Raw genomic sequence first — 25,507 nt, forward strand, 5'->3', positions numbered from 1 at the left:
GATAAAGCCCACAGGGGCGTACTAAGTCCAGACTCTGAATTCGGATTTTCCCATGAGTAGCGTTACTGGCAGAGCCAACCTGTTGCTAACCACCTCCATAGGAGGTGGTATTTATACAGGGATAAAAACCCACACATTGGCGGGTTTATCAACGCTGAACATTCAAAGCCCATCGTTGTACTTACAATACCCATTTTTTTGAAGCCCCCTCCACTCCCGACACTTCAATTCAATGGCACATGATATTTTGTTGGTCGTACATCAATATGAACGAAATTGGCATATTCAATGACGCCATATTTACCTGAATATGCCTGATCAAAATAATCGTAAACATTTTTCGGACTAACGTTATTTATAACAATATCAGCAGCCCATGCTTGTAAATGAAATGAGTTAGGAGCACCTCCGACTTGCTTATTATAAATCACACATCTAAAACCTGAATTTATATGTATTGGTTGATTGAAATGCTCCCGCGCAGCCTCCAATATATTAATTAGCTCTGGCGGCACATTAAAATCCTCACCACAACCATCATTACACGCAAACTCTTCTTTATTAAAATGCGATGACAAAGGAAAGGGTGCCATAAAAATAACCTCAACGTTAAGTTAAAAATCACTTTTCGCCATCTAAACTCTCTGCAGCCAAACAAGATGCAGATAAATTAGAAGCAATCATATAAACATCTTTCGGTTCTTTTGCAATTTTAGCAGCATCTGCAGCCTGTTGAATTTGATGAGCTATACTTTCCTTTTGCTTAACAAAATAATTTGTACTTAGGGGACCTTTCTCAGAGTTACCCAATATCATACTAATAACACCCGCCATGCCTGCAGCAATCCCTCCGACAACAGTACTTGAGCCAGCAGCCATGAGTGTCGAACCAGTTATACCAGCAACACCGCCAGTCGTTCCAAGTAATAACTTGGTTTGCTCTGCGTTATTAGCTTTTATTTCATAATTATTGTGAATCACCCTACATCTGGCACTGGCTTCGAGGAAGTCCTTCCACGCTGCAGTGAACTCTTTATCCTCAACTGTACCATGAGCATCTATTAAAGAAGGGTAGTTGTTTAAGAACTCTTTGTTTATCTTAGGTACTGGCGACGTAGTGTAATAACAACCCGAGGTACAGATGATGCATAAAAACGCAATAGTTTTACGCCCATTCATAATAATCCCCCACCATTTTTATTACTATAACCACAACCCCTATTAATTGCATGGCGAATGGAAAATAAAAATTTTTACGCGTGATTTTAAGTTTCTGGAAAAATATAATAGACCTACTAATTTATTTCTCTAGTCAAAAAAACCACAAAACAACAGCATGCAAGTACAAATACGCAAAACACCATTAGTTTACGTCGATATAGTAAGCCTTCTACTGTTTATAGAAGGCCTGGAGAAAGTCAACTTGTTATTTTTTTCAATTCAGCCTCGGCATAGCTCTCTTCCCGCCAACACTTTGTGACGAGAATATTGATCACCTCAGCATAGTCGCTATGCCACTGATAATTTGTCATATCTGGAGCCAAGCGAATTAGCCGACCTTTTACCAATGTAGTAGGCAAACGGCTGTAACCCTTGCCATTGCACCGCCCACATAATTTTTGTACCGGTACTTTAAGCAACTCAGTACGTTTTTTATCGAGTACAAGACCGCGCCCTTGACAGTCCCTACATGCAGTGCTTATCCAACCCTTTCCTGCACAATGTCCGCATGTTGATTCAACCTCTTCAGGTTTAATAAAAAAAGGGGGGCATACCTTTCACACCAGAATGTTTAACAACGTCCTTTACCTCTCGAATGACTCCCAGTCCATAGCAATGCGGGCATGTGCTCTTATTAGCGGCATATCTTGCATAATCTTTGAACGCAAAAGCGGCTAACCGTGGTGATCAAGCATCTACTAAAACCCTAACCTCTACATTTAAAAAAGCTTGGGATAAGAGCGGTCTTATATGGGATGACGGAACTGACCCACCTTTCATGAGCAGAGGTCACTTTCTGAACGTTTATATCATGGACAGGGGTTGGATACTCAAAAACTACTAGTTCATAAATCTAAGAAAATGACAGATAAATACAACGATGACCGGGGTAAAGAATGGGTCATTGTGGGGAAAAAAGCAGTCTGATTTTTAGTCGGTTTTGGGGAGAATTTTGGGGAGAATTTTGGGGAGAATTTTGGGGAAAGATTTTGAGCGGTAGTAAAAAAGGGAGCCATGAGGCTCCCTTCTATCTTCAATCAGCGATCGCTGATTACATATTCGCGATAATCGCGTCGCCAAACTCTGAACATTTCAGCAGCTTAGCGCCTTCCATCAGACGTTCAAAGTCATAGGTCACGGTCTTGGCGGCGATAGCGCCTTCGGTGCCTTTAACGATCAGGTCTGCGGCTTCGAACCACTGCATGTGGCGCAGCATCATCTCAGCGGACAGGATGATGGAACCTGGGTTCACTTTGTCCTGGCCGGCATATTTCGGCGCAGTACCGTGGGTGGCTTCAAACAGCGCGCACTCGTCACCGATGTTCGCACCAGGGGCAATACCGATACCGCCAACCTGCGCCGCCAGGGCATCAGAGATATAGTCACCGTTCAGGTTCATACAGGCGATAACATCGTATTCCGCCGGACGCAGCAGGATCTGCTGCAGGAAGGCGTCGGCGATAACGTCTTTAACGACGATCTCTTTCCCGGTGTTCGGGTTTTTAATCTTCAGCCACGGGCCGCCGTCAATCAGCTCACCGCCGAACTCTTCGCGTGCCAGCTGGTAGCCCCAGTCTTTGAACGCGCCTTCGGTGAATTTCATGATGTTGCCTTTGTGCACCAGAGTCAGAGAATCGCGATCGTTGGTGATAGCGTATTCGATGGCGGCGCGAACCAGGCGTTTAGTACCTTCTTCAGAGCACGGCTTGATGCCGATACCGCAATGTTCCGGGAAGCGAATTTTCTTCACGCCCATTTCATCACGCAGGAATTTGATCACTTTATCTGCTTCAGCAGAATCGGCTTTCCACTCGATACCGGCGTAGATGTCTTCAGAGTTTTCGCGGAAGATAACCATATCGGTCAGTTCAGGATGCTTAACCGGGCTCGGGGTACCCTGATAATAACGAACCGGGCGCAGGCAAACGTAGAGGTCCAGTTCCTGACGCAGAGCAACGTTCAGAGAACGGATACCGCCGCCGACTGGGGTGGTCAGAGGGCCTTTGATAGCAACACGATATTCACGAATCAGATCAAGAGTTTCGGCAGGCAGCCAGACATCCTGGCCATAAACCTGGGTCGATTTTTCACCGGTGTAAACTTCCATCCAGGAAATTTTACGCTCGCCCTTATAGGCTTTCTCAACGGCAGCATCAACCACTTTCAGCATCGCCGGAGTCACGTCAACGCCGATACCATCACCTTCGATGAACGGGATAATCGGGTTATTAGGGACGTTCAGCTTGCCGTTTTGCAGGGTGATTTTTTGACCTTCCGCCGGAACTACTACTTTGCTTTCCATTAACCTCTCCTTCGAGCGCTTCTGGTTCTGCTCTTCCCTCTTCACGCTAGCCGGGCGTTGGCTTTACTCGCCCACTCCCGTCATCGGAATATCCCGCTAACCGGAGATTTCGCGTCCGTGTCGCCTTCCTGTAATGCGAATCGGTTTGAGCAACCTTTTTGTTAATAAGTTGTAATGAGCATGTCAATACTACCTGAATGTTTGCATCCATGAAAGGCATTCGTAATTAGGCTATAATGCGGCAATTGATTGAGTCTGAAAATACCATGCAAAAAACTTCATTTAGAAAACATCGCGTTGAGCGATTCAGCACGCAACAAGTCACCAGACAACGCAAAGAACGCCAGCCAAAAACTGTGATCTTGTTCAATAAACCATACGATGTATTGCCGCAATTTACCGATGAAGCCGGACGCAGCACGCTAAAAGATTTTATTCCGGTTGCCGGCGTCTACGCTGCCGGTCGGTTGGATCGCGATAGCGAAGGCCTGCTGGTACTGACCAACGACGGCGCGCTGCAGGCGGCGCTCACTCAACCGGGTAAGCGCACCGGTAAAATTTATTATGTTCAGGTGGAAGGTGAACCCACGGCGGACGCGCTGGCCGCGCTCCGCGACGGCGTCACGCTTAATGACGGCCCTACTCTGCCCGCCGGCGTTGAGCGGGTTGCGGAACCAGAGTGGCTGTGGCCGCGGAATCCGCCCATCCGCGAGCGCAAATCTATCCCCACCAGCTGGCTGAAAATCACCCTCTATGAGGGACGCAACCGCCAGGTACGGCGGATGACCGCCCACGTCGGCTTTCCGACGCTGCGCCTGATTCGCTATGCGATGGGCGGCTATACGCTGGATGGCCTGGCCAACGGCGAATGGCGCAAAATTGATTAACCGTAGCCTAAGGAAAAACAATGTTTAAGCCGCACGTCACCGTCGCCTGCGTGGTTCACGCGAAAGGCAAATTCCTCGTTGTTGAAGAAACGATCAACGGAAAAGCGCTGTGGAACCAGCCTGCAGGTCACCTCGAAGCCGACGAAACCCTGGTTCAGGCCGCAGAGCGCGAGCTCTGGGAAGAGACCGGCATTCGCGCGACGCCGCAGCACTTTCTTCGCCTGCATCAGTGGATAGCCCCGGATCGCACCCCGTTTTTGCGCTTCCTCTTTACTATCGAGCTTAACGATACGTGCGTCACCGAGCCCCATGATAGCGATATCGATCGCTGCCTGTGGCTCAGTGCTGAGGAAATTCTTAACGCAACAAACCTGCGTTCTCAACTGGTTGCCGAGAGCATTCGCAGCTATCAGCAGGATCCGCGCTACCCGCTGTCGCTCATCGGCGAATTTAACTGGCCGTTTACAGGGGGTGCCTCGACGGATGACGCGTGCTAGAATACGCCGCCTCGAAGTTCAATGTAGTGAGTATTCCAATGTCAGAAAGCCAGAAAAAAGTGATCGTCGGCATGTCCGGCGGGGTTGATTCCTCAGTTTCCGCTTACCTGCTGCTCCAGCAAGGGTATAAGGTGGAAGGCCTGTTCATGAAGAACTGGGAAGAAGACGACGGCGAGGAATACTGCACCGCAGCGGCGGATCTTGCCGACGCGCAGGCCGTTTGCGATAAGCTGGGAATTGAACTTCACACCGTCAACTTTGCCGCAGAATACTGGGACAACGTATTCGAATTGTTCCTTGAAGAATATAAAGCCGGCCGCACGCCGAACCCGGATATTCTGTGCAATAAAGAAATTAAATTTAAAGCCTTCCTCGAATTTGCCGCAGAAGACCTCGGCGCTGACTACATCGCCACCGGGCACTACGTGCGCCGCGCCGACGTTAACGGCAAGAGCCAGCTGCTGCGCGGCCTCGACGGTAACAAAGACCAGAGCTACTTCCTTTATACTCTCAGCCACGAACAGATCGCGCAAAGCCTGTTCCCGGTAGGAGAGCTGGAAAAGCCGCAGGTGCGTAAAATCGCCGAAGAGCTGGATCTCATCACCGCGAAGAAAAAAGACTCGACCGGTATCTGTTTTATCGGCGAACGTAAATTCCGTGAATTCCTTGGCCGCTACCTGCCCGCCCAGCCGGGTAAAATTATCAGCGTTGACGGCGACGAAGTTGGCGAGCACCAGGGCCTGATGTACCACACGCTGGGTCAGCGTAAAGGCCTGGGCATCGGCGGCATCAAAGACGGCGGCGAAGACCCGTGGTACGTGGTCGACAAAGACGTCGAAAACAATATTCTGATTGTCGCCCAGGGCCACGACCATCCGCGTCTGATGTCCGTGGGGTTGATTGCTCAACAGCTGCACTGGGTAGACCGCGAGCCGCTGACCGGCACGCTGCGCTGCACGGTGAAAACCCGCTACCGCCAGACCGATATCCCCTGCAGCGTAAAAGCGCTGGATGACGACCGCATTGAAGTGATCTTTGATGAGCCGGTTGCCGCCGTCACGCCTGGCCAGTCTGCGGTCTTTTACCGCGACGAAGTCTGCCTCGGCGGTGGGATTATCGAACAGCGCTTGCCGCTGCAGGCTTGACAGACATATTAGCCGCGGAATGCCTCAACCGGGTATTCGGCGGTTTACAAGGAGAATGTGTGGCGAAGAATTATTATGACATTACGCTGGCGCTGGCCGGCGTTTGCCAGGCCGCGCGTCTGGTTCAGGAACTGGCGCACCAGGGGCACTGCGATAGCGACGCCCTGCATGTGTCGCTGAACAGCATCATCGACCTCGACCCGGATTCAACGCTGGCGGTGTTCGGTGGTAGTGAAGCCAATCTTCGTCTCGGGCTGGAAACTCTCATTGGCGTGCTGAATACCAGCAGTCGCCAGGGACTGAACGCCGAACTCACCCGCTATACTCTAAGCCTGATGGTGCTCGAGCGTAAGCTCGCCGCCAGCAAAGGGGCCATGGATACCCTCGGCAACCGTATCGGTGGCCTGCGCCGTCAGCTTGAACATTTCGATCTGCAATCCGAGACCCTGCTCAGCGCAATGGCCGGCATCTATGTTGATGTCATTAGCCCGCTGGGCCCGCGGATTCAGGTGACCGGCTCTCCAGCCGTGCTGCAAAGCCCTCAGGTTCAGGCGAAGGTTCGTTCTGCCCTGCTGGCAGGTATTCGCTCCGCGGTGCTCTGGCACCAGGTCGGCGGCGGACGTCTGCAGCTGATGTTTTCCCGTAATCGTCTGGTTAACCAGGCAAAACAAATTCTTGCTCATTTAACCCCGGAGTTGTGATCTATGGAATTATCCTCACTGACCGCCGTTTCCCCAGTCGACGGCCGCTACGGCGACAAAGTCAGCGCGCTGCGCGGTATCTTCAGCGAATTCGGTTTGCTGAAATTCCGCGTTCAGGTAGAAGTGCGTTGGTTGCAAAAACTGGCCGCGCACGCAGCGATCAAGGAAGTTCCTGCTTTTGCTGCCGACGCAAACGGTTACCTTGATAAAATCGTCGCCGATTTCAGCGTAGAAGATGCAGAGCGCATCAAAACGATCGAGCGCACCACCAACCACGACGTCAAAGCGGTTGAGTATTTCCTCAAGGAAAAAGTCGCCGACGTGGCAGAACTGCACGCGGTCTCCGAGTTTATCCACTTCGCCTGCACCTCCGAGGACATCAACAATCTGTCCCACGCGCTGATGCTGAAAACCGCCCGCGACGAAGTGATCCTGCCATACTGGCGCAAGCTGATCGACGCGGTTAAGGACCTGGCGGTACAGTATCGCGATATCCCGCTGCTTTCCCGCACCCACGGCCAGCCGGCCACACCGTCCACCATGGGTAAAGAGATGGCGAACGTCGCTTACCGTATGGAGCGCCAGTATCGTCAGCTGAATCAGATTGAAATTCTTGGCAAAATCAACGGCGCGGTGGGGAACTATAACGCCCACATCGCCGCCTACCCGGAAGTTGACTGGCACCAGTTCAGCGAAGAGTTCGTCACCTCGCTGGGTATCCAGTGGAACCCGTACACCACCCAGATTGAACCGCACGACTATATCGCCGAACTGTTTGACTGCGTCGCCCGCTTCAACACCATCCTGATTGATTTCGATCGTGACGTGTGGGGCTATATCGCGCTCAACCATTTCAAACAGAAGACCATTGCCGGCGAAATCGGCTCTTCCACCATGCCGCATAAAGTGAACCCGATCGACTTCGAGAACTCCGAAGGCAACCTCGGTCTGGCCAATGCGGTGATGCAGCATCTGGCAAGCAAACTGCCGGTTTCCCGCTGGCAGCGCGACCTGACCGACTCCACCGTCCTGCGTAACCTCGGCGTGGGCATTGGCTACGCGCTGATCGCGTATCAATCCACCCTGAAAGGCGTGAGCAAGCTGGAGCTGAATCAGGACCGCCTGCTGGATGAACTGGACCACAACTGGGAAGTTCTGGCCGAGCCGATTCAGACCGTCATGCGTCGCTACGGCATCGAGAAGCCGTACGAGAAGCTGAAAGAGCTGACCCGCGGCAAGCGCGTTGATGCCGAAGGCATGCAGCAGTTCATCGACAGCCTGGCGCTGCCGGAAGCGGAAAAAGTTCGCCTGAAGGCCATGACCCCGGCTAACTATATCGGCCGTGCGACCACCATGGTTGACGAACTGAAGTAAGCCTTTCCACCCTCTTTCCGCTCAGGAAAGAGGGTTTCATCTCCCTTCCCCGCCCGCGCGAACGTTAAATCCAGACGTCATTCACCGCGGTGCGTTCTCCGCCCTCGTGCCCGGTATTCAGGACGCCGCGTGGCTCAATCAGCATAAGTTTGGTTTCCGTTTCCGCTGAGGTTTTATGTTCAACGCCGCGAGGTACAACGATCATCTCACCGGCCTGCAGCAGCAGACAGTTATCGCGAAAATCCAGGCGCAACACGCCCTCCAGTACGATCAACGTTTCATCCGTTTCCGGGTGGCTATGCCAGATAAAGTCGCCGAGGATCCTGACCACCTTGAACTGATAGTCATTCATTTCAGCCACCACCTTCGGCTGCCATTGCTCGGTAAAGAGGGTGAATTTCTGCGCAATATTAATCGATTGATACATAAGCTGACTCCTTGTGATAAAGGCTGTCAGCATAGATAAGGTCCTGGCCGCAAAGATTGAACGATTGTGCAACTCGCGACGCATTATGCGCGGACAAACCTGAGCCAGCGGCCGGGAGAGAGGCCAAAGCGGCTGATGAACTGGCGCGTCATATGGCTTTGATCGGCAAAGCCTGCGTGCGCTGCGATATCCGCCAGATTATCCCCAGCCAGCATCCGCTGGCGGCAAAAATCGAGGCGCCGCATCATCACGTAACGCCAGGGGCTGGCGCCAAACAGCGCTCTGAAATCACGGCTCAGGCTCCAGCGGTCTCTGCCGCTGACGTTCGCCAGGGTGTCGAGGGTGATATTCTGCGCAAAACAGGCGTGGATATACTCCCGGGCCCTTTCCGCGGCGGGATAATCGAAGGCCCGGCGTCGAAAGCGCTGGCCGCCGACGGCGGCCAGGGTCTGCGCCAGATCGTAAAGCGCATCCTCCTCCTCCAGAGGCGCGAAGACCGCATTGACGTCTTTCAGCAACGGCAGCGCAGCGCGCAGCAATCGCGGATCGCTGGAAATGCCGCCGGGGATAAAGGGCAATGGCCTGCCGCCGAGGATCTGTTGAATCAGCGCGGGCTCAATATAAACCATCCGGTAGCGAAACCCCTCTTCGGTCCCGGCATCGCCGTCATGGACCTCATCGGGGTGCAAAACCATCGTTCCGCCAGGAAGGCTGTGCTGCAGACCTCCACGATAGTGAAAACGTTGCACGCCGGAGAGCGTCTGGCCAATGGCGTAGGTGTCATGCCGGTGAGGCTCATTGCCGTGGCCGCCGAAAAAGGCTTCGATACGCTCAATCCGGGTGGGCGACTGCGCTAAGCGGACCCAATCCGCACGTTGATATTGCGACATGATTTACGCTCCCGCGCGCCATGAAAAACAACGCCTGCTATATTACACAAAAAATTAACATCACCCACGCGCTCTCCGCTAACCTTCTCCACCGTCATGGCTCGACATCACGCCACGGGTCATCAACCAGAACAGCAGCGCCAGCAGACTGACCGAAGCCCCCAGCAGGCAAACGCCCTGCCATCCCGCGCGCGCATATACCGCTGTCGTACTCACCGCACCCAAACCGCAGCCAAGTGCATAAAACAGCATATACAAACCGACCAGCCTGCTGTGCGCTTCGGGACGGGTACGGAAAATCATGCTTTGATTGGTGACATGCAGCGCCTGACCGCCGAGATCCAGCAGTACAATGCCGACCAACAGCGCCGCGGGCGACCATGCCATCAGCGACAGCGGCCACCAGGCTATCAGCAACATCACCAGGGCCGCGGCGCTGGTGCGCTGCCCATATCCGCGATCGGCCCATTTACCGGCACGCCCCGCTGCCAGAGCGCCGATGACCCCGACCAGGCCCAGGGCGCCAATCTCAGTATGGGAAAAGCGAAAGGGCGGAGCGCTTAATGGCAAAACCAGCGCACTCCAGAAGATATTGAAAGCGGCAAACATCAGTAATGCCAGCACGCCGCGCACCTGAAGCACTTTTTCCTGGCGCAGCAGAGCCAGCATGGATATCAACAGCCGCGGATAGCTCAGGGGGTTCGGCGCAGCCGCCAATACCGGCAGCCGACGCCACAGCGGAAGCGCAATACCCAGCATCAGTAAAGCGGCCAAGATGTACACCCCGCGCCAGCCGAAGAGATCGCTAATCGACCCGGAGAAGACCCGCGCCAGCAGCAGCCCGATAAATACTCCGCTTTGCGCAGCGCCCACCACGCGCCCCTGTTCATGGGGCGCGGCGGCGCTGGCGGCATACACGATTAGCCCCTGGGTCATCGCGGTACCCAGCAGGCCAACGGCAAGCATACAGCCCAATAGCATCACGGCGGTGGAAGCCATACTCACCGCTGCCAGGGCAGCGATCAGTAAAATCACCTGCGTCGCCATCAGGCGGCGGCGATTCACCCTGTCGCCCAGCGGCACCAGCAGTAGCAACGCCATTGCACAGCCAATCTGGGTCGCCGCAATCACCCCGCCAATCGCGGCGTCGCCGATCGCAAAATCTCGCGCTAGCGCGTCGAGCAGCGGTTGCGCGTAATACACGTTTGCCACGCTCAGGCCGCTGGCGATAGCAAACAGCCAGACCAGGCTGCGAGGCATAACCGTTTGCGGATCGCTTAGCGTTGGAGATATCAGTGTCGCTTTCATGATGCCCACCTTGGTTATCTGGTTTCAAAATAAAACCAGTTGAAGGCTAGAACATCAAGTTTTAAAATGCAACTACTTAACAGACCGTTCGGAGAGCCCATGCCAGCGCGTGAAAAAATGAAAAACGAAACCTGCCCCGTCGCCCGAAGCGTGGATATTATCGGCGATCGCTGGTCCTTGTTGATTGTACGCGACGCCTTTGATGGCATACGCCGCTTCAGCGATTTTCAGCGAAGCCTCGGTATGGCACGTAATATTCTCTCTGACCGTCTGCACAAATTGGTAAACTCAGGTATTCTCACTATGCAATCCGCCTCGGATGGCACGGCTTATCAGGAATACGTACTGACGGCAAAAGGAGAGCGTTTGTTCCCCGTTGTCGTTGCGCTACGCCAGTGGGGAGAGCTGCATCTGTTTGCCCATGGGGAACCCCATTCCGTACTGATCGATAAACGTACGCTGCGCCCGATACCGATGATGTCGCCCGCGGCCGAAGATGGACTCGTCCTCACCGCCCAAGAGACCGAGGTACAAAAAATCGAATAAAATTCTTTATTTAACAGCTGTTTATATTAAAGGTGTATAATAAACGCTAAACTGTTCAATATCATAAATAAAATGGAGAACTGGCATGCGCGTACTCGTGGTTGAGGATAACGCTCTGCTGCGCCACCACCTGAAAGTTCAGCTGCAGGAGCTGGGACATCAGGTCGATGCGGCGGAAGACGCAAAGGAAGCGGATTACTATCTGGGTGAGCACGTTCCGGACATCGCCATCGTCGATCTTGGCCTGCCGGATGAAGACGGCCTTTCGCTGATTCGTCGCTGGCGCAGCCACGACGTGTCGGTACCGGTGCTGGTGCTGACCGCCCGCGAAGGCTGGCAGGATAAGGTTGAGGTCCTGAGCGCCGGAGCGGATGATTACGTCACTAAGCCATTCCATATCGAAGAGGTTGCCGCCCGCATGCAGGCGCTTCTGCGGCGTAATAGCGGCCTGGCATCACAGGTTATCTCCATTCCGCCTTTCCAGGTGGATCTGTCGCGTCGCGAGCTGTCGGTCAACGACCAGCCCATCAAGCTGACGGCATTTGAATACACCATTATGGAAACCCTGATCCGCAATCGGGGCAAAGTGGTCAGCAAAGATTCGCTGATGCTGCAGCTCTATCCCGACGCCGAGCTGCGCGAAAGCCATACCATCGATGTGCTGATGGGACGATTGCGCAAAAAAATACAGGCTGAGTATCCGCAGGATGTGATTACCACCGTGCGCGGTCAGGGCTATCTGTTCGAACTGCGCGGATGAAAGGGGTGCTGCGGCATATTCTGCCGCTGTCGTTACGCGTTCGCTTTCTGCTGGCGACGGCCGCCGTAGTGCTGGTGCTGTCACTCTCCTATGGCATGGTCGCGCTGGTGGGGTATAGCGTCAGTTTCGATAAAACCACCTTCCGCCTGCTGCGCGGCGAGAGCAATCTGTTCTATATGCTGGCGAAATGGGAAAACAACACCATCGATGTTGATATCCCCGAAAACCTGAATATGCAAAGCCCCACGGTGACGCTCATTTACGACGCCCGCGGCCAGCTGCTGTGGGCACAGCGCGACGTACCCTGGCTGGTAAAACGTATTCAACCGGACTGGCTCAAAAACAACGGCTTTCACGAAATTGAGGCCGACGTTGACAGCAGCAGTATGCTGCAGCACAACAACCATGAGATTCAACAACAGCTGGACGCCATTCGGCAAGAGGACGATGGCTCCGAAATGACCCACTCGGTGGCGATCAATATCTATCAGGCCACCAGCACCATGCCGCAGCTCAGTATCGTGGTTGTCGACACCATTCCGGTAGAGCTTAAGCGCTCCTACATGGTGTGGAGCTGGTTTATCTATGTCCTCGCGGCTAACCTGCTGCTGGTGATCCCGCTACTGTGGGTCGCGGCATGGTGGAGCTTGCGCCCTATCGAATCGCTGGCCAAAGAGGTGCGCGAACTGGAGGAGCATCACCGCGAGATGCTCAATCCGAATACCACCCGCGAGCTGACGCGGCTGGTCAGCAATCTCAACCGCCTGCTGAAAAGCGAACGCGAACGCTATGATAAATACCGCACGACGCTGACCGACCTCACCCACAGTCTGAAAACCCCGCTTGCGGTGATGCAGAGCACGCTGCGTTCCATGCGCGGTGAGAAAATGAGCGTCAATGAAGCAGAGCCGGTGATGCTGGAGCAGATTAGCCGCATCTCGCAGCAGATTGGCTACTATCTGCACCGCGCCAGCATGCGCAGCGGCGGTTCGCTGCTCAGTCGCGAGCTGCATCCCATCGCTCCGCTCCTCGACAGCCTGACCTCGGCGCTGAATAAGGTCTATCAACGTAAAGGCGTGAACATTACCCTGGATATCTCGCCGGAAATCAGTTTTGTCGGTGAAAAGAATGATTTTATGGAGGTTATGGGCAATGTGCTCGATAACGCCTGTAAATACTGCCTTGAGTTTGTGGAAGTCTCCGTCCGGCAGACCAACGACAACCATCTGCATATTCTGGTTGAAGATGATGGCCCGGGGATCCCCGCCGCGATGCGCAGCGCGGTGTTCGACCGCGGCCAGCGCGCAGATACGCTGCGCCCCGGACAGGGCGTCGGTCTCTCGGTTGCCCGCGATATCGTAGCCCAGTACGATGGCCGCATCCTCGCCGAAGAGAGCCTGCTCGGCGGCGCCTGCATGGAAGTTATTTTTGGTCGCCAGGCCCTGGAAGATAAAGAGAGCTAAAACAGTCGGTTTTTTAACGGCGCCTGCATCATGCTGGTGCCGCATCCGTTATAATCCCTAACAGACACCTGCTGTGGAATATAAATATGGATTATCAATTAACGCTTAACTGGCCCGACTTTATCGAACGCTACTGGCAAAAACGCCCGGTGGTGCTGAAACGGGGCTTTGCTAATTTCGTCGATCCGTTAAGCCCGGACGAACTGGCCGGACTGGCGATGGAGAGCGAAGTCGACAGCCGCCTGGTCAGTCATCAGGACGGTAAATGGCAGGTCAGCCACGGCCCCTTTGAGAGCTACGATCACCTGAGCGAGAATAACTGGTCGCTGCTGGTACAGGCCGTCAATAACTGGCATCAGCCAACGGCGGCGCTCATGCATCCGTTCCGCGCCCTGCCCGACTGGCGCATCGACGATCTGATGATCTCGTTTTCCGTCCCCGGCGGCGGCGTCGGTCCGCATCTCGACCAGTACGATGTGTTTATCATTCAGGGTACCGGCCGCCGCCGCTGGCGCGTGGGTGAAAAAGTGCCGATGAAACAGCACTGCCCGCACCCGGACCTGCTGCAGGTCGACCCGTTTGAAGCCATCATTGATGAAGAGATGGAGCCGGGCGATATTCTGTATATTCCGCCGGGGTTCCCGCACGAAGGCTACTCGCTGGAAAACTCGCTCAACTATTCAGTTGGCTATCGCGCGCCTAACGCGCGTGAGCTGTTCAGCGGCTTTGCTGATTATATTTTGCAGCGTGAACTGGGCAGCCAGCGTTACGCCGACCCGGACGTACCGTCTCGCGAGCACCCTGCGGATATTCTGCCCGCGGAGCTGGATCGCCTGCGCGATATGATGCTGGGGCTGATTAATCAGCCGGAGCACTTTAAGCAGTGGTTCGGCGAATTTATCACCCAGTCCCGGCACGAGCTGGACGTGGCGCCGCCGGAGCCACCGTACCAGCCGGATGAAATTTACGATGCCCTGCAGCAGGGGGATAAGCTGACGCGTCTTGGGGGCCTGCGCGTGCTGCGGATTGATGGCCAGGTATTCGTCAACGGCGAGAAGATCAACTCTCCGCACCGTCCGGCGCTGGATGCTCTGGCAACCCACCAGACGCTAAACGCTGAGCATCTCGGCGATGCGCTGGAAGATCCCTCCTTCCTCGCCCTGCTGGCCGCGCTGGTCAACAGCGGCTACTGGTTCTTTGAAGACTGAGTCTTCGACTGCCCGGGTAGGCGCCAGCCGCCACCCGGCGTTTTATCAGCACCCTCCGGCGTCAAAATTGACACCGTATCCCGCCGCGAGATCGCCTCAGCCAGCAATATCAGACCGCTGGCACAATGGCTCTGTTTTTCCATGAGATTATATGTAGTGATGGGGGAATCACTGGTGAAGCGGAAATATTAGCAGACATAAAAAGACTCAAGCCTTGGTTTGTCGGCATTAGTGTCCTTGCACCAACATATGCCCCGGCGCTTCGTATAGCTTCTGAAGCAAAAAAACATGGTGCATATACCACGTTTGGAAATGATCAGGCTGCTCAACTCTCTTATAAGATACTGCAGTATAGAAAAGATGTTGATTTTGTATTAGCTGCTGAGTATGGAGAGTTTCCGTTAGAAAAATTAATACGGAAACTTGCATATGATGACTGTGAATTTGGTGACATCCCTTCATTATCATGGAGAAATGAAAATGGTGACATTTTAGGGTTTAATTATGATACAGACAAGAACACACTTGGCATTCTTAACCATGAATTACTTAACGGCAGGAATAGAGATACTGCATTAGATATTTTCCCAGTAACCGATCGCCAACTTTATCCAGATGAAATATGGGCTAAAGCATTAAATAACTATAAAAAATCCTTCGGGCATTTACATCATGGACGCCTTCCCTCGGGTATCACTACGATGAACAGGGTGAGAGGATGCAGTCGCGCCAATGAAAAAATAAAATGTAAACATTGCGATATGTTGTTAGATATCTCTTTCTCAAGCCCGCATCGTTTCTGGGAGGAAGTGAGATTTGCAAACCAACAGATTCACGCTGAATTATTTTACGAAGTTTGCGACAGTCTTACTAGTTTTGCTACATACATGAAAAAGCTGGTTAAGTATAAGCCTTTAGATTTAGGTTTTGACCCTTATTTTTTCATTTATGGTCAAGCTCTTGATATAGTCAGAAATCAAGATTTAGAGAATACACTTAAAAAACTCAATGTATTTAAGATGAACATTGGCCTTGAATCAGGTTCTGACCATACATTAAAAATGATGAAGGGGAAGAGAGACTCCGTTGAGGTAAATTATGCAGCATTGCGAAAACTTAAAGACGCAGGTGTATATGTCTACGGTTCATTCGTTCTCGGAACAGAGTTTGAAACCGAATCAACGTTAAGAGAAACTATAGAATGGATCAAGAAGATTATACGGGAAGGGTTAATTAGTGATATAGAAATACAGCCTATTTTACCTACGCCGCAAAATTACTACGGGAAACGAATGATTGCTGATGGTTTGAAATTTTCAAAAAATGACTGGCCATTTAATGTCGATGAAATTTCCAGAGCTTATATTGAAAAATATTGCCCTGTTAACTACGACATTATAATCAATGCAGCCAAAGAGGTCAGACATGAAGCCAGTCACTACAGACTTAATTTCGGAAGTGCTGTCTCAGGACAAGAAAAATACATGAAATAATTTCAGTTGCGTCATTTAAAATTGAGCGGTATGTTATAAAAATACTTTTAAGTAAAGGACTGAATTGTGACTGTCGAATACTGGGTTGCCTTTCTTTCAGCCGCCGTGTTGATCAATATTACTCCGGGCCCCGACCTTCTGTTCATATTATCTAGATCCGGCCGCTCTGGAAGAAGGACTGCTTTCTGGGGGGCTGTTGGTCTATGGACAGCGGCACTGACACATGTCAGTGCTGTTTCTATCGGATTGTCAGCGATTATTTTTGCCTCACAAACTATGTTCACGCTGATAAAATACGTTGGTGCTTTATATCTAATATGGTTGGGTATAAAGTTATTTTTTAGCGCTCAAACCATATCAATTGCAACGCAGGTGCAGGAAGGACGGTTTAAAAGCTTTGCCAGCGGTTTTCTTGTTAATATTTCAAACCCTAAAGCGGCATTATTTTTTATGGCCTTCCTGCCAGTATTCGTCCGAAGCGACAATGCGCACCCGCAGATCCAAATGTTCATTCTCGGCGTCCTTGTTGTTGTTGTCAAAATATTTATAGAACTATTTTTCATATTTTTCTCTAAATATATTACCGATATTTTCGCAAAAAATAAAACTGCAGAAAGGGTAGTAAGCAAAATATCCTCTCTTTTCTTCATCGGTTTTGGTTTACAGCTTCTTATTTTGAGAAAGCCGTAAAATATACATTCCCAACAGGATATTGATAATAATATATTGCATTCAACGTCATTCCCCAACGCATAATGTGCCCCCCTTCAGGATAGGGGGACACGTTCAACGGTACAAAATTAGCTGTGAAGATTAAATCTCTTAACGTTGGATAATTTCTATTTTCCAGGTAGAGCCGTAGTAGCGGATATAATACCGCGAGTGAGTCGAGCCATGACCCGGTGACGGCTGACGCCTCACCGGGCCCGTAGCTTATAGCCTTCATGCGCCTCGTTTCGCCGTCAGCTCCGCAATACGTACAATCACCTGCACCGCCTTCTCCATGCCTTCAAGCGTCACAAACTCATGCTTGCCGTGGTAGTTATAGCCGCCGGTAAACAGATTCGGACACGGCAGCCCCATGAAGGAGAGCTGCGCGCCGTCGGTACCGCCGCGAATCGGCTTCATCTGCGGATCGATCTGGCAATCCACCATCGCCTGACGGGCAATCTCCACCACGTGCGGGTGCGCCATCACCTTTTCATGCATATTGTAATAGCTGTCTTCGATGACCAGCTCAATATAGCAATCCGGATGCAGCCCCTTGCCGACCTTTTTGGCGATCTCCATCATTTTGCGCTTGCGGGCCTCAAACTGCTTGCGGTCAAAATCGCGGATGATGTAGTGCATATCGGCCCGATCGACCGTGCCTTTGATGCTGGCCAGATGGTAGAAGCCCTCATAGCCTTCGGTGGTTTCCGGCGCTTCATCCGCTGGGACTTCGGCATGAATGCGCGCCGCCAGCGACAGCGCGTTGACCATCACCCCTTTCGCCGTACCGGGATGAACATTGTTGCCAACGATCTTAATCGTCACCGACGCGGCGTTAAAGTTCTCGAACTCCAGCTCACCTACGCCGCCACCGTCGACGGTATAGGCCCAGCAGGCGTCAAACGCGGCAACATCGAAATGCTTCGCCCCTTTGCCCACCTCTTCATCCGGGGTAAAGGCCACGCGAATATCGCCGTGAGGAATATTCTTCGCCTTTAGCGTCGCCAGCGCGGTCATGATCTCTGCGATACCGGCTTTATCATCGGCGCCGAGGAGCGTTTTACCATCGGTGGTGATCAGCGTCTGCCCGAGCAGCTGGTGCAGTATCGGGAACATCACCGGCGAGAGGACCTCATCGCCAATACCAAGCGCGATATCGCCGCCGCGATAGTTTTCTACGATCTGCGGATTCACGTTCTTGCCGCTGAAGTCAGGCGACGTATCGACATGAGAAATAAAGCCAATGGCCGGAATATCACCCTCAACGTTAGCTGGCAGGGTGCCCATGATCGTCCCTTTCTCACTCAGCGTCACATTCACCAGTCCCATTTCTTGCAGCTGCGCCTGAAGCAGACGTAGCAGCTTCCACTGACCTTCCGTGCTCGGTACCTGACGCACGCCCGGTTTCGACTGCGTGTCTAAAGAAACGTACTGCAAAAAACGCTCAAGCAATTTATCCATGTAGCCACCCTCTTCTTTTGTGACAACATTATTGATAAGCCGGAAAAACCAAATATTGCGTCAGGTCATTTTTAGCCCGGCAAATGAGAATTTAATACATTTCACACGATAATGTTGTAAAGGTAGTTCATCATGGCGCATCAATCATTGGCGATTACAATCGTTTGCCGTAGAATGCTCGGCCTTATTATTTTATGTGCAAAACCAAAGGTGGTTAACCACAAACCCCGCATCGGTAAGCTTTCCGCTGCGTCTACATGGGACAGAGTCGAAAATTGAATACACAACCGCGTTCGCGTTCTCCGCTGGTTCAGCTGGCGGGAATTCGCAAAAGCTTTGATGGTAAAACGGTTATCTCCGACCTCAATCTGACCATCAACAACGGTGAGTTTCTCACCCTGCTTGGCCCCTCTGGCTGCGGTAAAACAACCGTTCTTCGTCTTATCGCCGGACTGGAAAGCGTCGATAGCGGCCAAATCCATCTCGAAGATCACGATATCACCCATATCCCGGCGGAAAACCGCCACGTGAACACCGTCTTTCAAAGCTATGCGCTGTTTCCGCACATGACGGTGTTTGAAAACGTCGCCTTCGGCCTGCGTATGCAGAAAACCCCGACGGCGGACATCGCTCCCCGCGTGCACGATGCCCTGCGCATGGTGCAGCTTGAAGCGTTTGCTCAACGTAAACCGCATCAGCTGTCCGGCGGCCAGCAGCAGCGCGTGGCGATTGCCCGCGCGGTGGTGAACAAACCGCGCCTGCTGCTGCTTGATGAATCCCTCTCCGCCCTTGATTATAAACTGCGCAAGCAGATGCAGAACGAATTGAAGGCGCTGCAGCGTAAGCTCGGCATCACCTTCGTCTTCGTGACCCACGATCAGGAAGAAGCGCTGACCATGTCCGACCGTATCGTGGTAATGCGCGAGGGTAAAATCGAGCAGGACGGTACGCCGCGCGAAATCTACGAAGAACCGAAAAACCTGTTCGTCGCCAGCTTTATCGGCGAAATCAACATTTTCAGCGCTACGGTCATTGAACGGATTGACGATCGGCGGGTGCGCGCCAGCGTCGAAGGCCGCGAGTGCAATATCTACGTCAACTTCGCCGTTGAAAAAGGCCAGCGGCTTAACGTTCTGCTGCGCCCGGAAGACCTGCGCGTGGACGAGATCCACGACAGTAATGACGCCGATGGCCTGATAGGCTATATCCGCGAACGCAACTATAAAGGCATGACGCTGGAATCGGTGGTTGAACTGGAAAACGGTAAAATGGTGATGGTCAGCGAATTCTTTAATGAAGACGATCCTGATTTTGACCACTCTCTCGACCAGAAAATGGCCATTAACTGGGTAGAAAGCTGGGAGGTTGTGCTGGCCGATGAAGAACACCAGTAAATTCCAGAATGTGGCGATCGCCACCATCGTGGGCTGGCTTGTGCTGTTTGTCTTTCTGCCCAACCTGATGATCATCGCCACCAGCTTTCTGACCCGCGACGATACCAACTTCGTCAAGCTGGTCTTTACGCTGGACAACTACGCGCGCCTGCTCGACCCGCTCTACTACGACGTGCTGCTGCATTCGTTAAATATGGCGCTGCTGGCGACGCTGGCCTGCCTGGCGCTCGGCTACCCTTTCGCCTGGTTCCTGGCCAGGCTACCGGAGAAGGTGCGCCCGCTGATGCTGTTTCTGCTGATCGTGCCGTTCTGGACCAATTCGCTGATTCGTATCTACGGCCTGAAGATTTTCCTCAGCACCAAGGGCTACCTTAATGAATTTTTGCTGTGGCTGGGTATCATCGATACGCCGCTGCGCATCATGTACACCCCTTCGGCGGTGATTATCGGCCTGGTCTATATTCTGCTGCCGTTTATGGTGATGCCGCTCTACTCGAGCATCGAGAAGCTCGACCGCCCGCTGCTGGAAGCGGCAAAAGACCTTGGCGCCGGTAAGCTACAAACCTTTATCCGTATCATCATTCCGCTGACCATGCCGGGGATTATCGCCGGCTGCCTGCTAGTGATGCTTCCGGCCATGGGGCTGTTCTACGTTTCCGACCTGATGGGCGGCGCGAAGAACCTGCTGATTGGTAACGTGATTAAGAGCCAGTTCCTCAACATCCGCGACTGGCCGTTTGGCGCGGCGACCAGCATCACGCTTACGCTGGTGATGGGTCTGATGCTGCTGATTTACTGGCGCGCGGCGCGTTTACTGAATAAAAAGGTGGAGCTGGAATGATCGGTCGACTGCTGCGCGGCGGCTTTATGACCGCTATTTACGCGTATCTCTATATTCCCATTATTATTCTGATCGTTAACTCGTTTAACAGTTCACGCTTTGGCATTAACTGGCAGGGTTTTACCACCAACTGGTATAGCCTGCTGATGAACAACGACAGCCTGCTGCAGGCGGCGCAGCACTCGCTGACCATGGCGGTGCTCTCGGCGACCTTCGCTACGCTTATCGGCTCGCTGACCGCCGTGGCGCTGTACCGCTATCGCTTTCGCGGCAAGCCGTTCGTCAGCGGGATGCTGTTTGTGGTGATGATGTCGCCGGATATCGTGATGGCGATTTCGCTGCTGGTGCTGTTTATGCTGATCGGTATTCAGCTGGGATTCTGGTCGCTGCTGTTTTCCCACATCACCTTTTGCCTGCCCTTCGTGGTGGTCACGGTATTTTCGCGCCTGAAAGGTTTTGACGTGCGGATGCTGGAAGCAGCGAAAGATCTCGGCGCCAGCGAACTGACCATTCTGCGAAAGATCATTTTGCCGCTGGCGCTGCCCGCGGTGGCCGCAGGGTGGCTGCTGAGCTTTACCCTGTCGATGGATGATGTGGTGGTCTCTTCATTCGTCACCGGGCCGGGTTATGAGATCCTGCCGCTGAAGATCTATTCGATGGTTAAAGTTGGGGTATCGCCGGAGGTTAATGCGCTGGCGACCATTCTGTTGGTTCTGTCGCTGGTGATGGTTATTGCCAGCCAGATAATTGCACGTGATAAAACTCAGGGGACGTTAAAATGAAAAAATGGTCACGCCACCTGCTCGCTGCGGGCGCTCTGGCAGTCGGTATGAGCGCCGCGCACGCGGACGATAGCAAAACGCTCTATTTCTACAACTGGACCGAGTATGTCCCGCCGGGGCTGCTGGAACAGTTCACCAAAGAGACCGGCATCAAGGTGATCTATTCGACCTACGAGTCGAACGAAACCATGTACGCCAAGCTCAAAACCTATAAAGACGGCGCCTACGATCTGGTCGTGCCTTCCACCTACTTCGTCGACAAAATGCGTAAAGAGGGCATGCTGCAGAAGATCGACAAAAGCAAACTGAGCAACTTCAGCAATCTTGACCCTGAAATGCTCAACAAGCCGTTCGACCCCAACAACGACTACTCCATTCCGTACATCTGGGGCGCGACGGCCATTGGGGTGAATAGCGAAGAGATCGATCCGAAGACCGTCACCAGCTGGGCGGATCTGTGGAAACCCGAGTATAAGAGCAGCCTGCTGCTGACCGACGACGCGCGCGAAGTGTTCCAGGTCGCGCTGCGTAAACTGGGCTACTCCGGTAATACCACCGATCCGAAAGAGATTGAAGCGGCCTATAACGAGCTGAAAAAACTGATGCCGAACGTCGCGGCGTTCAACTCCGATAACCCGGCGAACCCGTATATGGAAGGCGAGGTCAACCTCGGCATGGTGTGGAATGGCTCCGCGTGGGTTGCGCGTCAGGCCGGTACGCCGCTGGAAGTCGTATGGCCGAAAGAAGGCGGCATCTTCTGGATGGATAGCCTGTCGATTCCGGCAAACGCCAAAAACGTCGATGGCGCGCTGAAGCTGATCAACTTCCTGCTGCGCCCGGAAGTGGCTAAACAGGTCGCGGAAACCATCGGCTACCCGACGCCAAACCTTGCCGCGCGGAAGATGCTAAGCCCGGAAGTCGCCAACGATAAATCGCTCTACCCGGACGCCGCAACGATTCAGAAAGGCGAATGGCAGAACGATGTCGGCAGCGCCAGTACGCTTTATGAAGAGTATTATCAGAAGCTGAAGGCGGGTCGTTAATCACCTCACAGGTCGGGTAGCATGGTGCTTACCCGACCGCTTCGGGAAGTGCGTTTCTAGCTTCTCAACGGATGAATTCTTGATTTAACCAGCGCGTCTTCAACGTCAAAATCGGCCAGGGGATAGTTGGTCGCCACCAGATAAAATCGCCCATCCTGCGCCGGATATTCATGGACGTTGTAGTTCACCATTTTTGGCTGCTCGGCAGAGGCGTCTCCCCGGACGGAACAGGCGGCGTATTTCGAACGGACCCGGAGAGAGTGGCTTTTAATATCCCTGTGGATTTCGCCGTGATGCTCGTCGCCGAGGATCAGGTAGTCAACATATTCAGTGGCCATGGAGTTATTCCTTCTCTGTTGTCCGAGTGAAGAAACATGCCACAAATGTCTGTCTGATACTGTTTTGTTAATCACAGCGTTACATATATGTGAAATATATTAACGGCCAAATTAATACCAGCGCTGCCGCTTTGGCAACGGTGTCATGCACGGTGAAGCCAAACTCTTCAAACAGCGGATCCGCCGGCGCAGACTCACCGAAGCTGGTCATGCCAACGATCGCGGTCGCTCCAGGACAGGTTCTGCGGATTACGATTCAGGAAAGCACGCCACAGGACTTCGGCAATGTCAGCCATACCCATCGGGGCACCCGGGTGAACGGTTTTAGCTTTCTGTACTGCGTTCATGCTCAGCGTACGAATAGCGTTAGCAAGTTCACATCTTGCGAACATCATACTGCTCCTGGCAGACAGAAAGGTTACAGCGTCCCCAACGCAACTGCGGCAATGCGGGAAAACAGAAAGCCGGACCGGTTAAATAGACCTCTGCTAAACCCGTATTGACGTGCCGATTGAGGACGCTGTAAATTTTATGCGTTAACCTCACCCTCGAAGAGAGTCATCCTATTATCCCAGGCGTAGCCGGGCTCAGTACCACGCGCAGCGGAATAATCTCTTCCGGGTGGTTAACCATCAGATGCACATCAACGAGGATGAAAACTGAGCAGCCGTATCCCTCCGCCAAAAAAATCAATTAATTAAACCAGGCCACAACGTGTCCGAGCACGATGCCAACCACGCCAAAGTCCGCATCACCGAAAGTGGTGGATGCAAAGCCCAGGTCGCCCATCAGCGGCAGCAGAATGGCGGGTAAGAAAGAAATCAGTAAGCCTTGTGCAAATGCGCCAACAATGGCGCCACGGCGGCCGCCGCAGATATTGCCGTATACGCCCGCGGTTGCGCCGCAGAAGAAGTGCGGAACCAGGCCGGGAACAATCACGCTGAGGCCAAACAGTGGACACAGGAACATGCTCACCAGACCAGCGGCAAAACTCGACAAGAAGCCGACGATGACCGCATTCGGCGCGAACGGGAATACCGTTGGGCAATCAAGCGCCGGCTTAGCGTCTTTGACCAGCTTATCAGCAATACCTTTAAAGGCCGGGACGATTTCGGCAATCACCATGCGTACGCCGGCAAGAATGATCCATACCCCGGCGGCAAAGGTTAGCGACTGAATAATGGCGAAGATAATGAAGTTCTGACCGCCGCTAATGCTGGTTTCAACAAAGGTTTTCCCCGCCACCACTACCAGAATCAGGAACAGAATCATCATAGTCAGCGAGATGGCCACCGATGAATCACGCAGAAAGTTCAGCGATTTCGGTACCTTCAATTCTTCAATCGACGGGCTGCCTTTACCTATCGCTTTACCGACCAGCGCCGACAGCAGGTAGCCGGTGGAACCAAAGTGTCCCAGAGCCAGATCGTCAGTGCCGGTAATTTTACGGGTAAAGGGCTGCAGGATTGCCGGGGAAACCACCATCATCGCGCCGAGGATCGCCGCGCCGAGAGCAACAACCCAGAAAGGCGTCAGGCCGCCAACGGACAGGATCACTGCCAGCATTGCCGACATATACAGCGTATGGTGACCGGTCAAAAAGATATATTTCAGCGGAGTAATGCGCGCCAGAACGATGTTAAACAGCATCCCCAGCACCATGATCATCGCGGTCGCCGTACCGTAGTTTTTTTGCGCCAGCGCGGCCATCGCATCGGTGTTGGGCACCACGCCCTGAATATGGAATGAATGTTCAAACAGCTGGCTAAATGTTGTTAACGTCGTGGCAATAATCGCCGCCCCTGATGTTAATATGACGAAACCCATAATCGTTTTCAGGGTCCCGGAAATAACATCAGAGATAGCCTTTTTCTGTAATAGCAAACCAATTAAAGAAAAAAGGCCGACCAGTATTGCTGGTGTGCCAAGCACATCATGAATAATAAACTGCAGCATAGAATGACTCCGTAGGGCCACAAGGAATTAATTAAAGGTTAGCCACAAGAATTTCTTTAATTTTATTATTATCCAGCAGGTTATTTAAACCAAAAACCTGAGCGCTGTGCCCGGTCAGGTGCTCAGCGATATCTTTAGCGCTTAAAATAATATCTGCAGATTCGCTTTTTGCCGAAGTGAGATCGGTATGCGAGACTTCCGCCTCTTTACCTAACTCAGTAATGATTTTTTTGACGTTCATTTCAACAATGAAGCTGCTGCCTAAGCCATTACCGCATACAATCAAAATCTTCTTCATCACAAACCTCATTAACCATTGATAATATTGTTTATTTTTTCTTTCGTCGATGCCTTAAGCAGGCCATCAAGACGCGCTTCGTCGCAGAAAATTTCCGCCAGCGCGGTAATCATTCGGATATGTTCATCGCCAGAAACCGCGCATAGCATAATCACGACAAAGATGGGATCATTTTCATCAGCATCAAAAGAAACGCCTTCCTTTATGTGCAATAAGGATAACCCATTTTTTTTAGCTCCCTGCTCCGGGCGTGCGTGAGGCATTGCCAGACCGGGGGCTAAAATATAATACGGGCCTAATTCTTCATGGCTACGAAAAATAGCTTCAACATAGTTCTCATTAATTGATTCATCGGCTAGCAACGGCTGCGCAGAAATAGTAATCGCCTGTTTCCAGTCGCTGACGCTATCAACGATTTGAATCTTCTTTTCTGTTAACCAGGTGGAAATCATAAATCCCCC

The 25,507-nt window shown here is 52.5% G+C and carries 27 protein-coding genes and 2 pseudogenes; 16 read left to right on the forward strand and 13 right to left on the reverse strand.

What is annotated here, in order from left to right; genetic code table 11:
* Positions 1-224: 224 nt before the first annotated feature.
* The 3 genes from CDA56_RS21150 to CDA56_RS21160 all read right to left on the reverse strand — a co-directional run bounded on the left by CDA56_RS21150 (position 225) and on the right by CDA56_RS21160 (position 1,757).
* Positions 225-593 carry a YcbK family protein gene (locus tag CDA56_RS21150; RefSeq protein WP_072065668.1) on the reverse strand — a complete coding sequence of 123 codons (369 nt, stop codon included), beginning with the start codon at positions 591-593 and terminating at the stop codon, positions 225-227.
* Between the two features lie 28 nt (positions 594-621).
* Positions 622-1,179 carry a hypothetical protein gene (locus CDA56_RS21155; RefSeq protein ID WP_042944902.1) on the reverse strand — a complete coding sequence of 186 codons (558 nt, stop codon included), beginning with the start codon at positions 1,177-1,179 and terminating at the stop codon, positions 622-624.
* Between the two features lie 239 nt (positions 1,180-1,418).
* Complete coding sequence (locus CDA56_RS21160; RefSeq protein WP_306008888.1) at positions 1,419-1,757, reverse strand: antitermination protein Q; 339 nt, start codon at positions 1,755-1,757, stop codon at positions 1,419-1,421.
* A gap of 137 nt (positions 1,758-1,894) precedes the next feature.
* Here CDA56_RS21160 and CDA56_RS31310 point away from each other — a divergent pair.
* Positions 1,895-2,148: pseudogene (locus CDA56_RS31310) on the forward strand (site-specific integrase); the annotation flags it as partial.
* A gap of 124 nt (positions 2,149-2,272) precedes the next feature.
* On the opposite strand, the gene icd reads toward CDA56_RS31310, so the two are convergent.
* On the reverse strand, positions 2,273-3,523 hold the full coding sequence (gene icd, locus CDA56_RS21170; protein ID WP_004131480.1) for an NADP-dependent isocitrate dehydrogenase: 1,251 nt from the start codon (positions 3,521-3,523) through the stop codon (positions 2,273-2,275).
* Positions 3,524-3,759: 236 nt separating this feature from the next.
* On the opposite strand from icd, the gene rluE reads away from it, so the two are divergent.
* Genes rluE through purB form a run of 5 tightly spaced genes read left to right on the forward strand, consistent with a single transcriptional unit; the run spans position 3,760 to position 8,127 of the window.
* Entirely contained in the window at positions 3,760-4,410 is a 651-nt protein-coding gene (gene rluE, locus CDA56_RS21175) for a 23S rRNA pseudouridine(2457) synthase RluE (RefSeq protein ID WP_004138338.1), read from the forward strand.
* A gap of 20 nt (positions 4,411-4,430) precedes the next feature.
* Positions 4,431-4,907, forward strand: coding sequence for an NUDIX hydrolase (locus CDA56_RS21180; protein ID WP_025106932.1), 477 nt, complete (start codon positions 4,431-4,433; stop codon positions 4,905-4,907).
* Between the two features lie 38 nt (positions 4,908-4,945).
* Complete coding sequence (gene mnmA, locus CDA56_RS21185) at positions 4,946-6,052, forward strand: tRNA 2-thiouridine(34) synthase MnmA (protein WP_004849976.1); 1,107 nt, start codon at positions 4,946-4,948, stop codon at positions 6,050-6,052.
* Positions 6,053-6,111: 59 nt separating this feature from the next.
* On the forward strand, positions 6,112-6,753 hold the full coding sequence (hflD, locus tag CDA56_RS21190; protein ID WP_004131471.1) for a high frequency lysogenization protein HflD: 642 nt from the start codon (positions 6,112-6,114) through the stop codon (positions 6,751-6,753).
* Positions 6,754-6,756: 3 nt separating this feature from the next.
* Positions 6,757-8,127, forward strand: a complete 1,371-nt coding sequence (gene purB / locus CDA56_RS21195; protein ID WP_004131470.1) for an adenylosuccinate lyase — start codon at positions 6,757-6,759, stop codon at positions 8,125-8,127.
* A gap of 64 nt (positions 8,128-8,191) precedes the next feature.
* Here the strand turns inward: purB and CDA56_RS21200 are convergent, their stop codons facing one another.
* From CDA56_RS21200 to CDA56_RS21210, 3 genes are all read right to left on the reverse strand, one after another.
* Positions 8,192-8,554 (reverse strand): cupin domain-containing protein, encoded by a 363-nt coding sequence (locus CDA56_RS21200; protein WP_047724083.1) that lies wholly within the window; start codon positions 8,552-8,554, stop codon positions 8,192-8,194.
* 83 nt (positions 8,555-8,637) lie between these two features.
* A complete protein-coding gene (locus tag CDA56_RS21205; RefSeq protein WP_104011420.1) occupies positions 8,638-9,444 on the reverse strand; it encodes an AraC family transcriptional regulator in 807 nt (268 codons plus the stop codon).
* Positions 9,445-9,522: 78 nt separating this feature from the next.
* Positions 9,523-10,752 (reverse strand): MFS transporter, encoded by a 1,230-nt coding sequence (locus CDA56_RS21210; protein ID WP_103814025.1) that lies wholly within the window; start codon positions 10,750-10,752, stop codon positions 9,523-9,525.
* A gap of 99 nt (positions 10,753-10,851) precedes the next feature.
* Here CDA56_RS21210 and CDA56_RS21215 point away from each other — a divergent pair, with 99 nt between their 5' ends.
* The 6 genes from CDA56_RS21215 to CDA56_RS21240 all read left to right on the forward strand — a co-directional run bounded on the left by CDA56_RS21215 (position 10,852) and on the right by CDA56_RS21240 (position 16,912).
* Entirely contained in the window at positions 10,852-11,298 is a 447-nt protein-coding gene (locus CDA56_RS21215; RefSeq protein WP_009653498.1) for a winged helix-turn-helix transcriptional regulator, read from the forward strand.
* Between the two features lie 85 nt (positions 11,299-11,383).
* On the forward strand, positions 11,384-12,058 hold the full coding sequence (gene phoP, locus CDA56_RS21220; protein ID WP_004101181.1) for a two-component system response regulator PhoP: 675 nt from the start codon (positions 11,384-11,386) through the stop codon (positions 12,056-12,058).
* Positions 12,055-13,521: a two-component system sensor histidine kinase PhoQ gene (phoQ, locus tag CDA56_RS21225; protein ID WP_102802825.1), complete on the forward strand. Its 1,467-nt coding sequence runs from the start codon at positions 12,055-12,057 to the stop codon at positions 13,519-13,521. The genes phoP and phoQ overlap by 4 nt, the downstream gene beginning before the upstream one ends.
* A gap of 86 nt (positions 13,522-13,607) precedes the next feature.
* Complete coding sequence (locus CDA56_RS21230) at positions 13,608-14,729, forward strand: ribosomal protein uL16 3-hydroxylase (protein WP_102802826.1); 1,122 nt, start codon at positions 13,608-13,610, stop codon at positions 14,727-14,729.
* Positions 14,730-14,854: 125 nt separating this feature from the next.
* Positions 14,855-16,222: a B12-binding domain-containing radical SAM protein gene (locus tag CDA56_RS21235; protein WP_102802827.1), complete on the forward strand. Its 1,368-nt coding sequence runs from the start codon at positions 14,855-14,857 to the stop codon at positions 16,220-16,222.
* A 66-nt stretch (positions 16,223-16,288) separates the two neighbouring features.
* Entirely contained in the window at positions 16,289-16,912 is a 624-nt protein-coding gene (locus CDA56_RS21240; protein ID WP_053074109.1) for a LysE family translocator, read from the forward strand.
* A 252-nt stretch (positions 16,913-17,164) separates the two neighbouring features.
* On the opposite strand, the gene pepT is transcribed toward CDA56_RS21240, so the two are convergent.
* Positions 17,165-18,394, reverse strand: a complete 1,230-nt coding sequence (pepT, locus tag CDA56_RS21245) for a peptidase T (protein WP_014228870.1) — start codon at positions 18,392-18,394, stop codon at positions 17,165-17,167.
* A gap of 257 nt (positions 18,395-18,651) precedes the next feature.
* Here pepT and potA point away from each other — a divergent pair, with 257 nt between their 5' ends.
* The 4 genes from potA to potD are packed head-to-tail and all read left to right on the forward strand — an operon-like array spanning position 18,652 to position 22,454.
* The gene (gene potA / locus CDA56_RS21250) at positions 18,652-19,788 is read left to right on the forward strand and encodes a spermidine/putrescine ABC transporter ATP-binding protein PotA (RefSeq protein ID WP_014228869.1); all 1,137 of its coding nucleotides are present in this window, start codon (positions 18,652-18,654) and stop codon (positions 19,786-19,788) included.
* Entirely contained in the window at positions 19,772-20,629 is an 858-nt protein-coding gene (gene potB, locus CDA56_RS21255) for a spermidine/putrescine ABC transporter permease PotB (protein ID WP_004849963.1), read from the forward strand. The genes potA and potB overlap by 17 nt, the downstream gene beginning before the upstream one ends.
* On the forward strand, positions 20,626-21,411 hold the full coding sequence (potC, locus tag CDA56_RS21260; protein ID WP_004849960.1) for a spermidine/putrescine ABC transporter permease PotC: 786 nt from the start codon (positions 20,626-20,628) through the stop codon (positions 21,409-21,411). The genes potB and potC overlap by 4 nt, the downstream gene beginning before the upstream one ends.
* On the forward strand, positions 21,408-22,454 hold the full coding sequence (gene potD / locus CDA56_RS21265) for a spermidine/putrescine ABC transporter substrate-binding protein PotD (RefSeq protein WP_004849958.1): 1,047 nt from the start codon (positions 21,408-21,410) through the stop codon (positions 22,452-22,454). The genes potC and potD overlap by 4 nt, the downstream gene beginning before the upstream one ends.
* A 56-nt stretch (positions 22,455-22,510) precedes the next feature.
* Here potD and CDA56_RS21270 read toward each other — a convergent pair whose 3' ends face one another.
* The 5 genes and pseudogenes from CDA56_RS21270 to CDA56_RS21290 form a co-directional block, all read right to left on the reverse strand.
* The gene (locus CDA56_RS21270) at positions 22,511-22,792 is read right to left on the reverse strand and encodes a hypothetical protein (protein ID WP_004131449.1); all 282 of its coding nucleotides are present in this window, start codon (positions 22,790-22,792) and stop codon (positions 22,511-22,513) included.
* A gap of 212 nt (positions 22,793-23,004) precedes the next feature.
* Positions 23,005-23,184: pseudogene (locus CDA56_RS21275) on the reverse strand (hypothetical protein); the annotation flags it as partial.
* 301 nt (positions 23,185-23,485) lie between these two features.
* Positions 23,486-24,748, reverse strand: a complete 1,263-nt coding sequence (locus CDA56_RS21280; RefSeq protein ID WP_047724088.1) for a PTS ascorbate transporter subunit IIC — start codon at positions 24,746-24,748, stop codon at positions 23,486-23,488.
* Positions 24,749-24,779: 31 nt separating this feature from the next.
* On the reverse strand, positions 24,780-25,046 hold the full coding sequence (locus CDA56_RS21285) for a PTS sugar transporter subunit IIB (protein WP_025106924.1): 267 nt from the start codon (positions 25,044-25,046) through the stop codon (positions 24,780-24,782).
* 11 nt (positions 25,047-25,057) lie between these two features.
* Complete coding sequence (locus CDA56_RS21290) at positions 25,058-25,498, reverse strand: PTS sugar transporter subunit IIA (RefSeq protein WP_064405290.1); 441 nt, start codon at positions 25,496-25,498, stop codon at positions 25,058-25,060.
* Positions 25,499-25,507 lie beyond the last annotated feature (9 nt).

Origin of the sequence: Klebsiella michiganensis, assembly GCF_002925905.1 — a bacterium.
In the GTDB taxonomy this organism is placed as follows: Bacteria; Pseudomonadota; Gammaproteobacteria; order Enterobacterales; family Enterobacteriaceae; genus Klebsiella; species Klebsiella michiganensis.

Excerpts from the sequence above, each read along its gene's own strand:
- CDA56_RS21280 (WP_047724088.1), bottom strand. The coding sequence starts at position 24,748 with ATGCTGCAGTTTATTATTCATGATGTGCTTGGCACACCAGCAATACTG.
- potB (WP_004849963.1), top strand. The coding sequence starts at position 19,772 with ATGAAGAACACCAGTAAATTCCAGAATGTGGCGATCGCCACCATCGTG.
- phoQ (WP_102802825.1), top strand. The coding sequence starts at position 12,055 with ATGAAAGGGGTGCTGCGGCATATTCTGCCGCTGTCGTTACGCGTTCGC.
- rluE (WP_004138338.1), top strand. The coding sequence starts at position 3,760 with ATGCGGCAATTGATTGAGTCTGAAAATACCATGCAAAAAACTTCATTT.
- CDA56_RS21180 (WP_025106932.1), top strand. The coding sequence starts at position 4,431 with ATGTTTAAGCCGCACGTCACCGTCGCCTGCGTGGTTCACGCGAAAGGC.
- CDA56_RS21155 (WP_042944902.1), bottom strand. The coding sequence starts at position 1,179 with ATGAATGGGCGTAAAACTATTGCGTTTTTATGCATCATCTGTACCTCG.
- CDA56_RS21200 (WP_047724083.1), bottom strand. The coding sequence starts at position 8,554 with ATGTATCAATCGATTAATATTGCGCAGAAATTCACCCTCTTTACCGAG.
- CDA56_RS21230 (WP_102802826.1), top strand. The coding sequence starts at position 13,608 with ATGGATTATCAATTAACGCTTAACTGGCCCGACTTTATCGAACGCTAC.
- potA (WP_014228869.1), top strand. The coding sequence starts at position 18,652 with ATGGGACAGAGTCGAAAATTGAATACACAACCGCGTTCGCGTTCTCCG.
- CDA56_RS21150 (WP_072065668.1), bottom strand. The coding sequence starts at position 593 with ATGGCACCCTTTCCTTTGTCATCGCATTTTAATAAAGAAGAGTTTGCG.
- CDA56_RS21215 (WP_009653498.1), top strand. The coding sequence starts at position 10,852 with ATGCCAGCGCGTGAAAAAATGAAAAACGAAACCTGCCCCGTCGCCCGA.
- purB (WP_004131470.1), top strand. The coding sequence starts at position 6,757 with ATGGAATTATCCTCACTGACCGCCGTTTCCCCAGTCGACGGCCGCTAC.
- CDA56_RS21270 (WP_004131449.1), bottom strand. The coding sequence starts at position 22,792 with ATGGCCACTGAATATGTTGACTACCTGATCCTCGGCGACGAGCATCAC.
- pepT (WP_014228870.1), bottom strand. The coding sequence starts at position 18,394 with ATGGATAAATTGCTTGAGCGTTTTTTGCAGTACGTTTCTTTAGACACG.
- icd (WP_004131480.1), bottom strand. The coding sequence starts at position 3,523 with ATGGAAAGCAAAGTAGTAGTTCCGGCGGAAGGTCAAAAAATCACCCTG.
- potD (WP_004849958.1), top strand. The coding sequence starts at position 21,408 with ATGAAAAAATGGTCACGCCACCTGCTCGCTGCGGGCGCTCTGGCAGTC.
- CDA56_RS21210 (WP_103814025.1), bottom strand. The coding sequence starts at position 10,752 with ATGAAAGCGACACTGATATCTCCAACGCTAAGCGATCCGCAAACGGTT.
- CDA56_RS21290 (WP_064405290.1), bottom strand. The coding sequence starts at position 25,498 with ATGATTTCCACCTGGTTAACAGAAAAGAAGATTCAAATCGTTGATAGC.
- CDA56_RS21205 (WP_104011420.1), bottom strand. The coding sequence starts at position 9,444 with ATGTCGCAATATCAACGTGCGGATTGGGTCCGCTTAGCGCAGTCGCCC.
- phoP (WP_004101181.1), top strand. The coding sequence starts at position 11,384 with ATGCGCGTACTCGTGGTTGAGGATAACGCTCTGCTGCGCCACCACCTG.
- potC (WP_004849960.1), top strand. The coding sequence starts at position 20,626 with ATGATCGGTCGACTGCTGCGCGGCGGCTTTATGACCGCTATTTACGCG.
- CDA56_RS21285 (WP_025106924.1), bottom strand. The coding sequence starts at position 25,046 with ATGAAGAAGATTTTGATTGTATGCGGTAATGGCTTAGGCAGCAGCTTC.
- CDA56_RS21235 (WP_102802827.1), top strand. The coding sequence starts at position 14,855 with ATGGCTCTGTTTTTCCATGAGATTATATGTAGTGATGGGGGAATCACT.
- mnmA (WP_004849976.1), top strand. The coding sequence starts at position 4,946 with ATGTCAGAAAGCCAGAAAAAAGTGATCGTCGGCATGTCCGGCGGGGTT.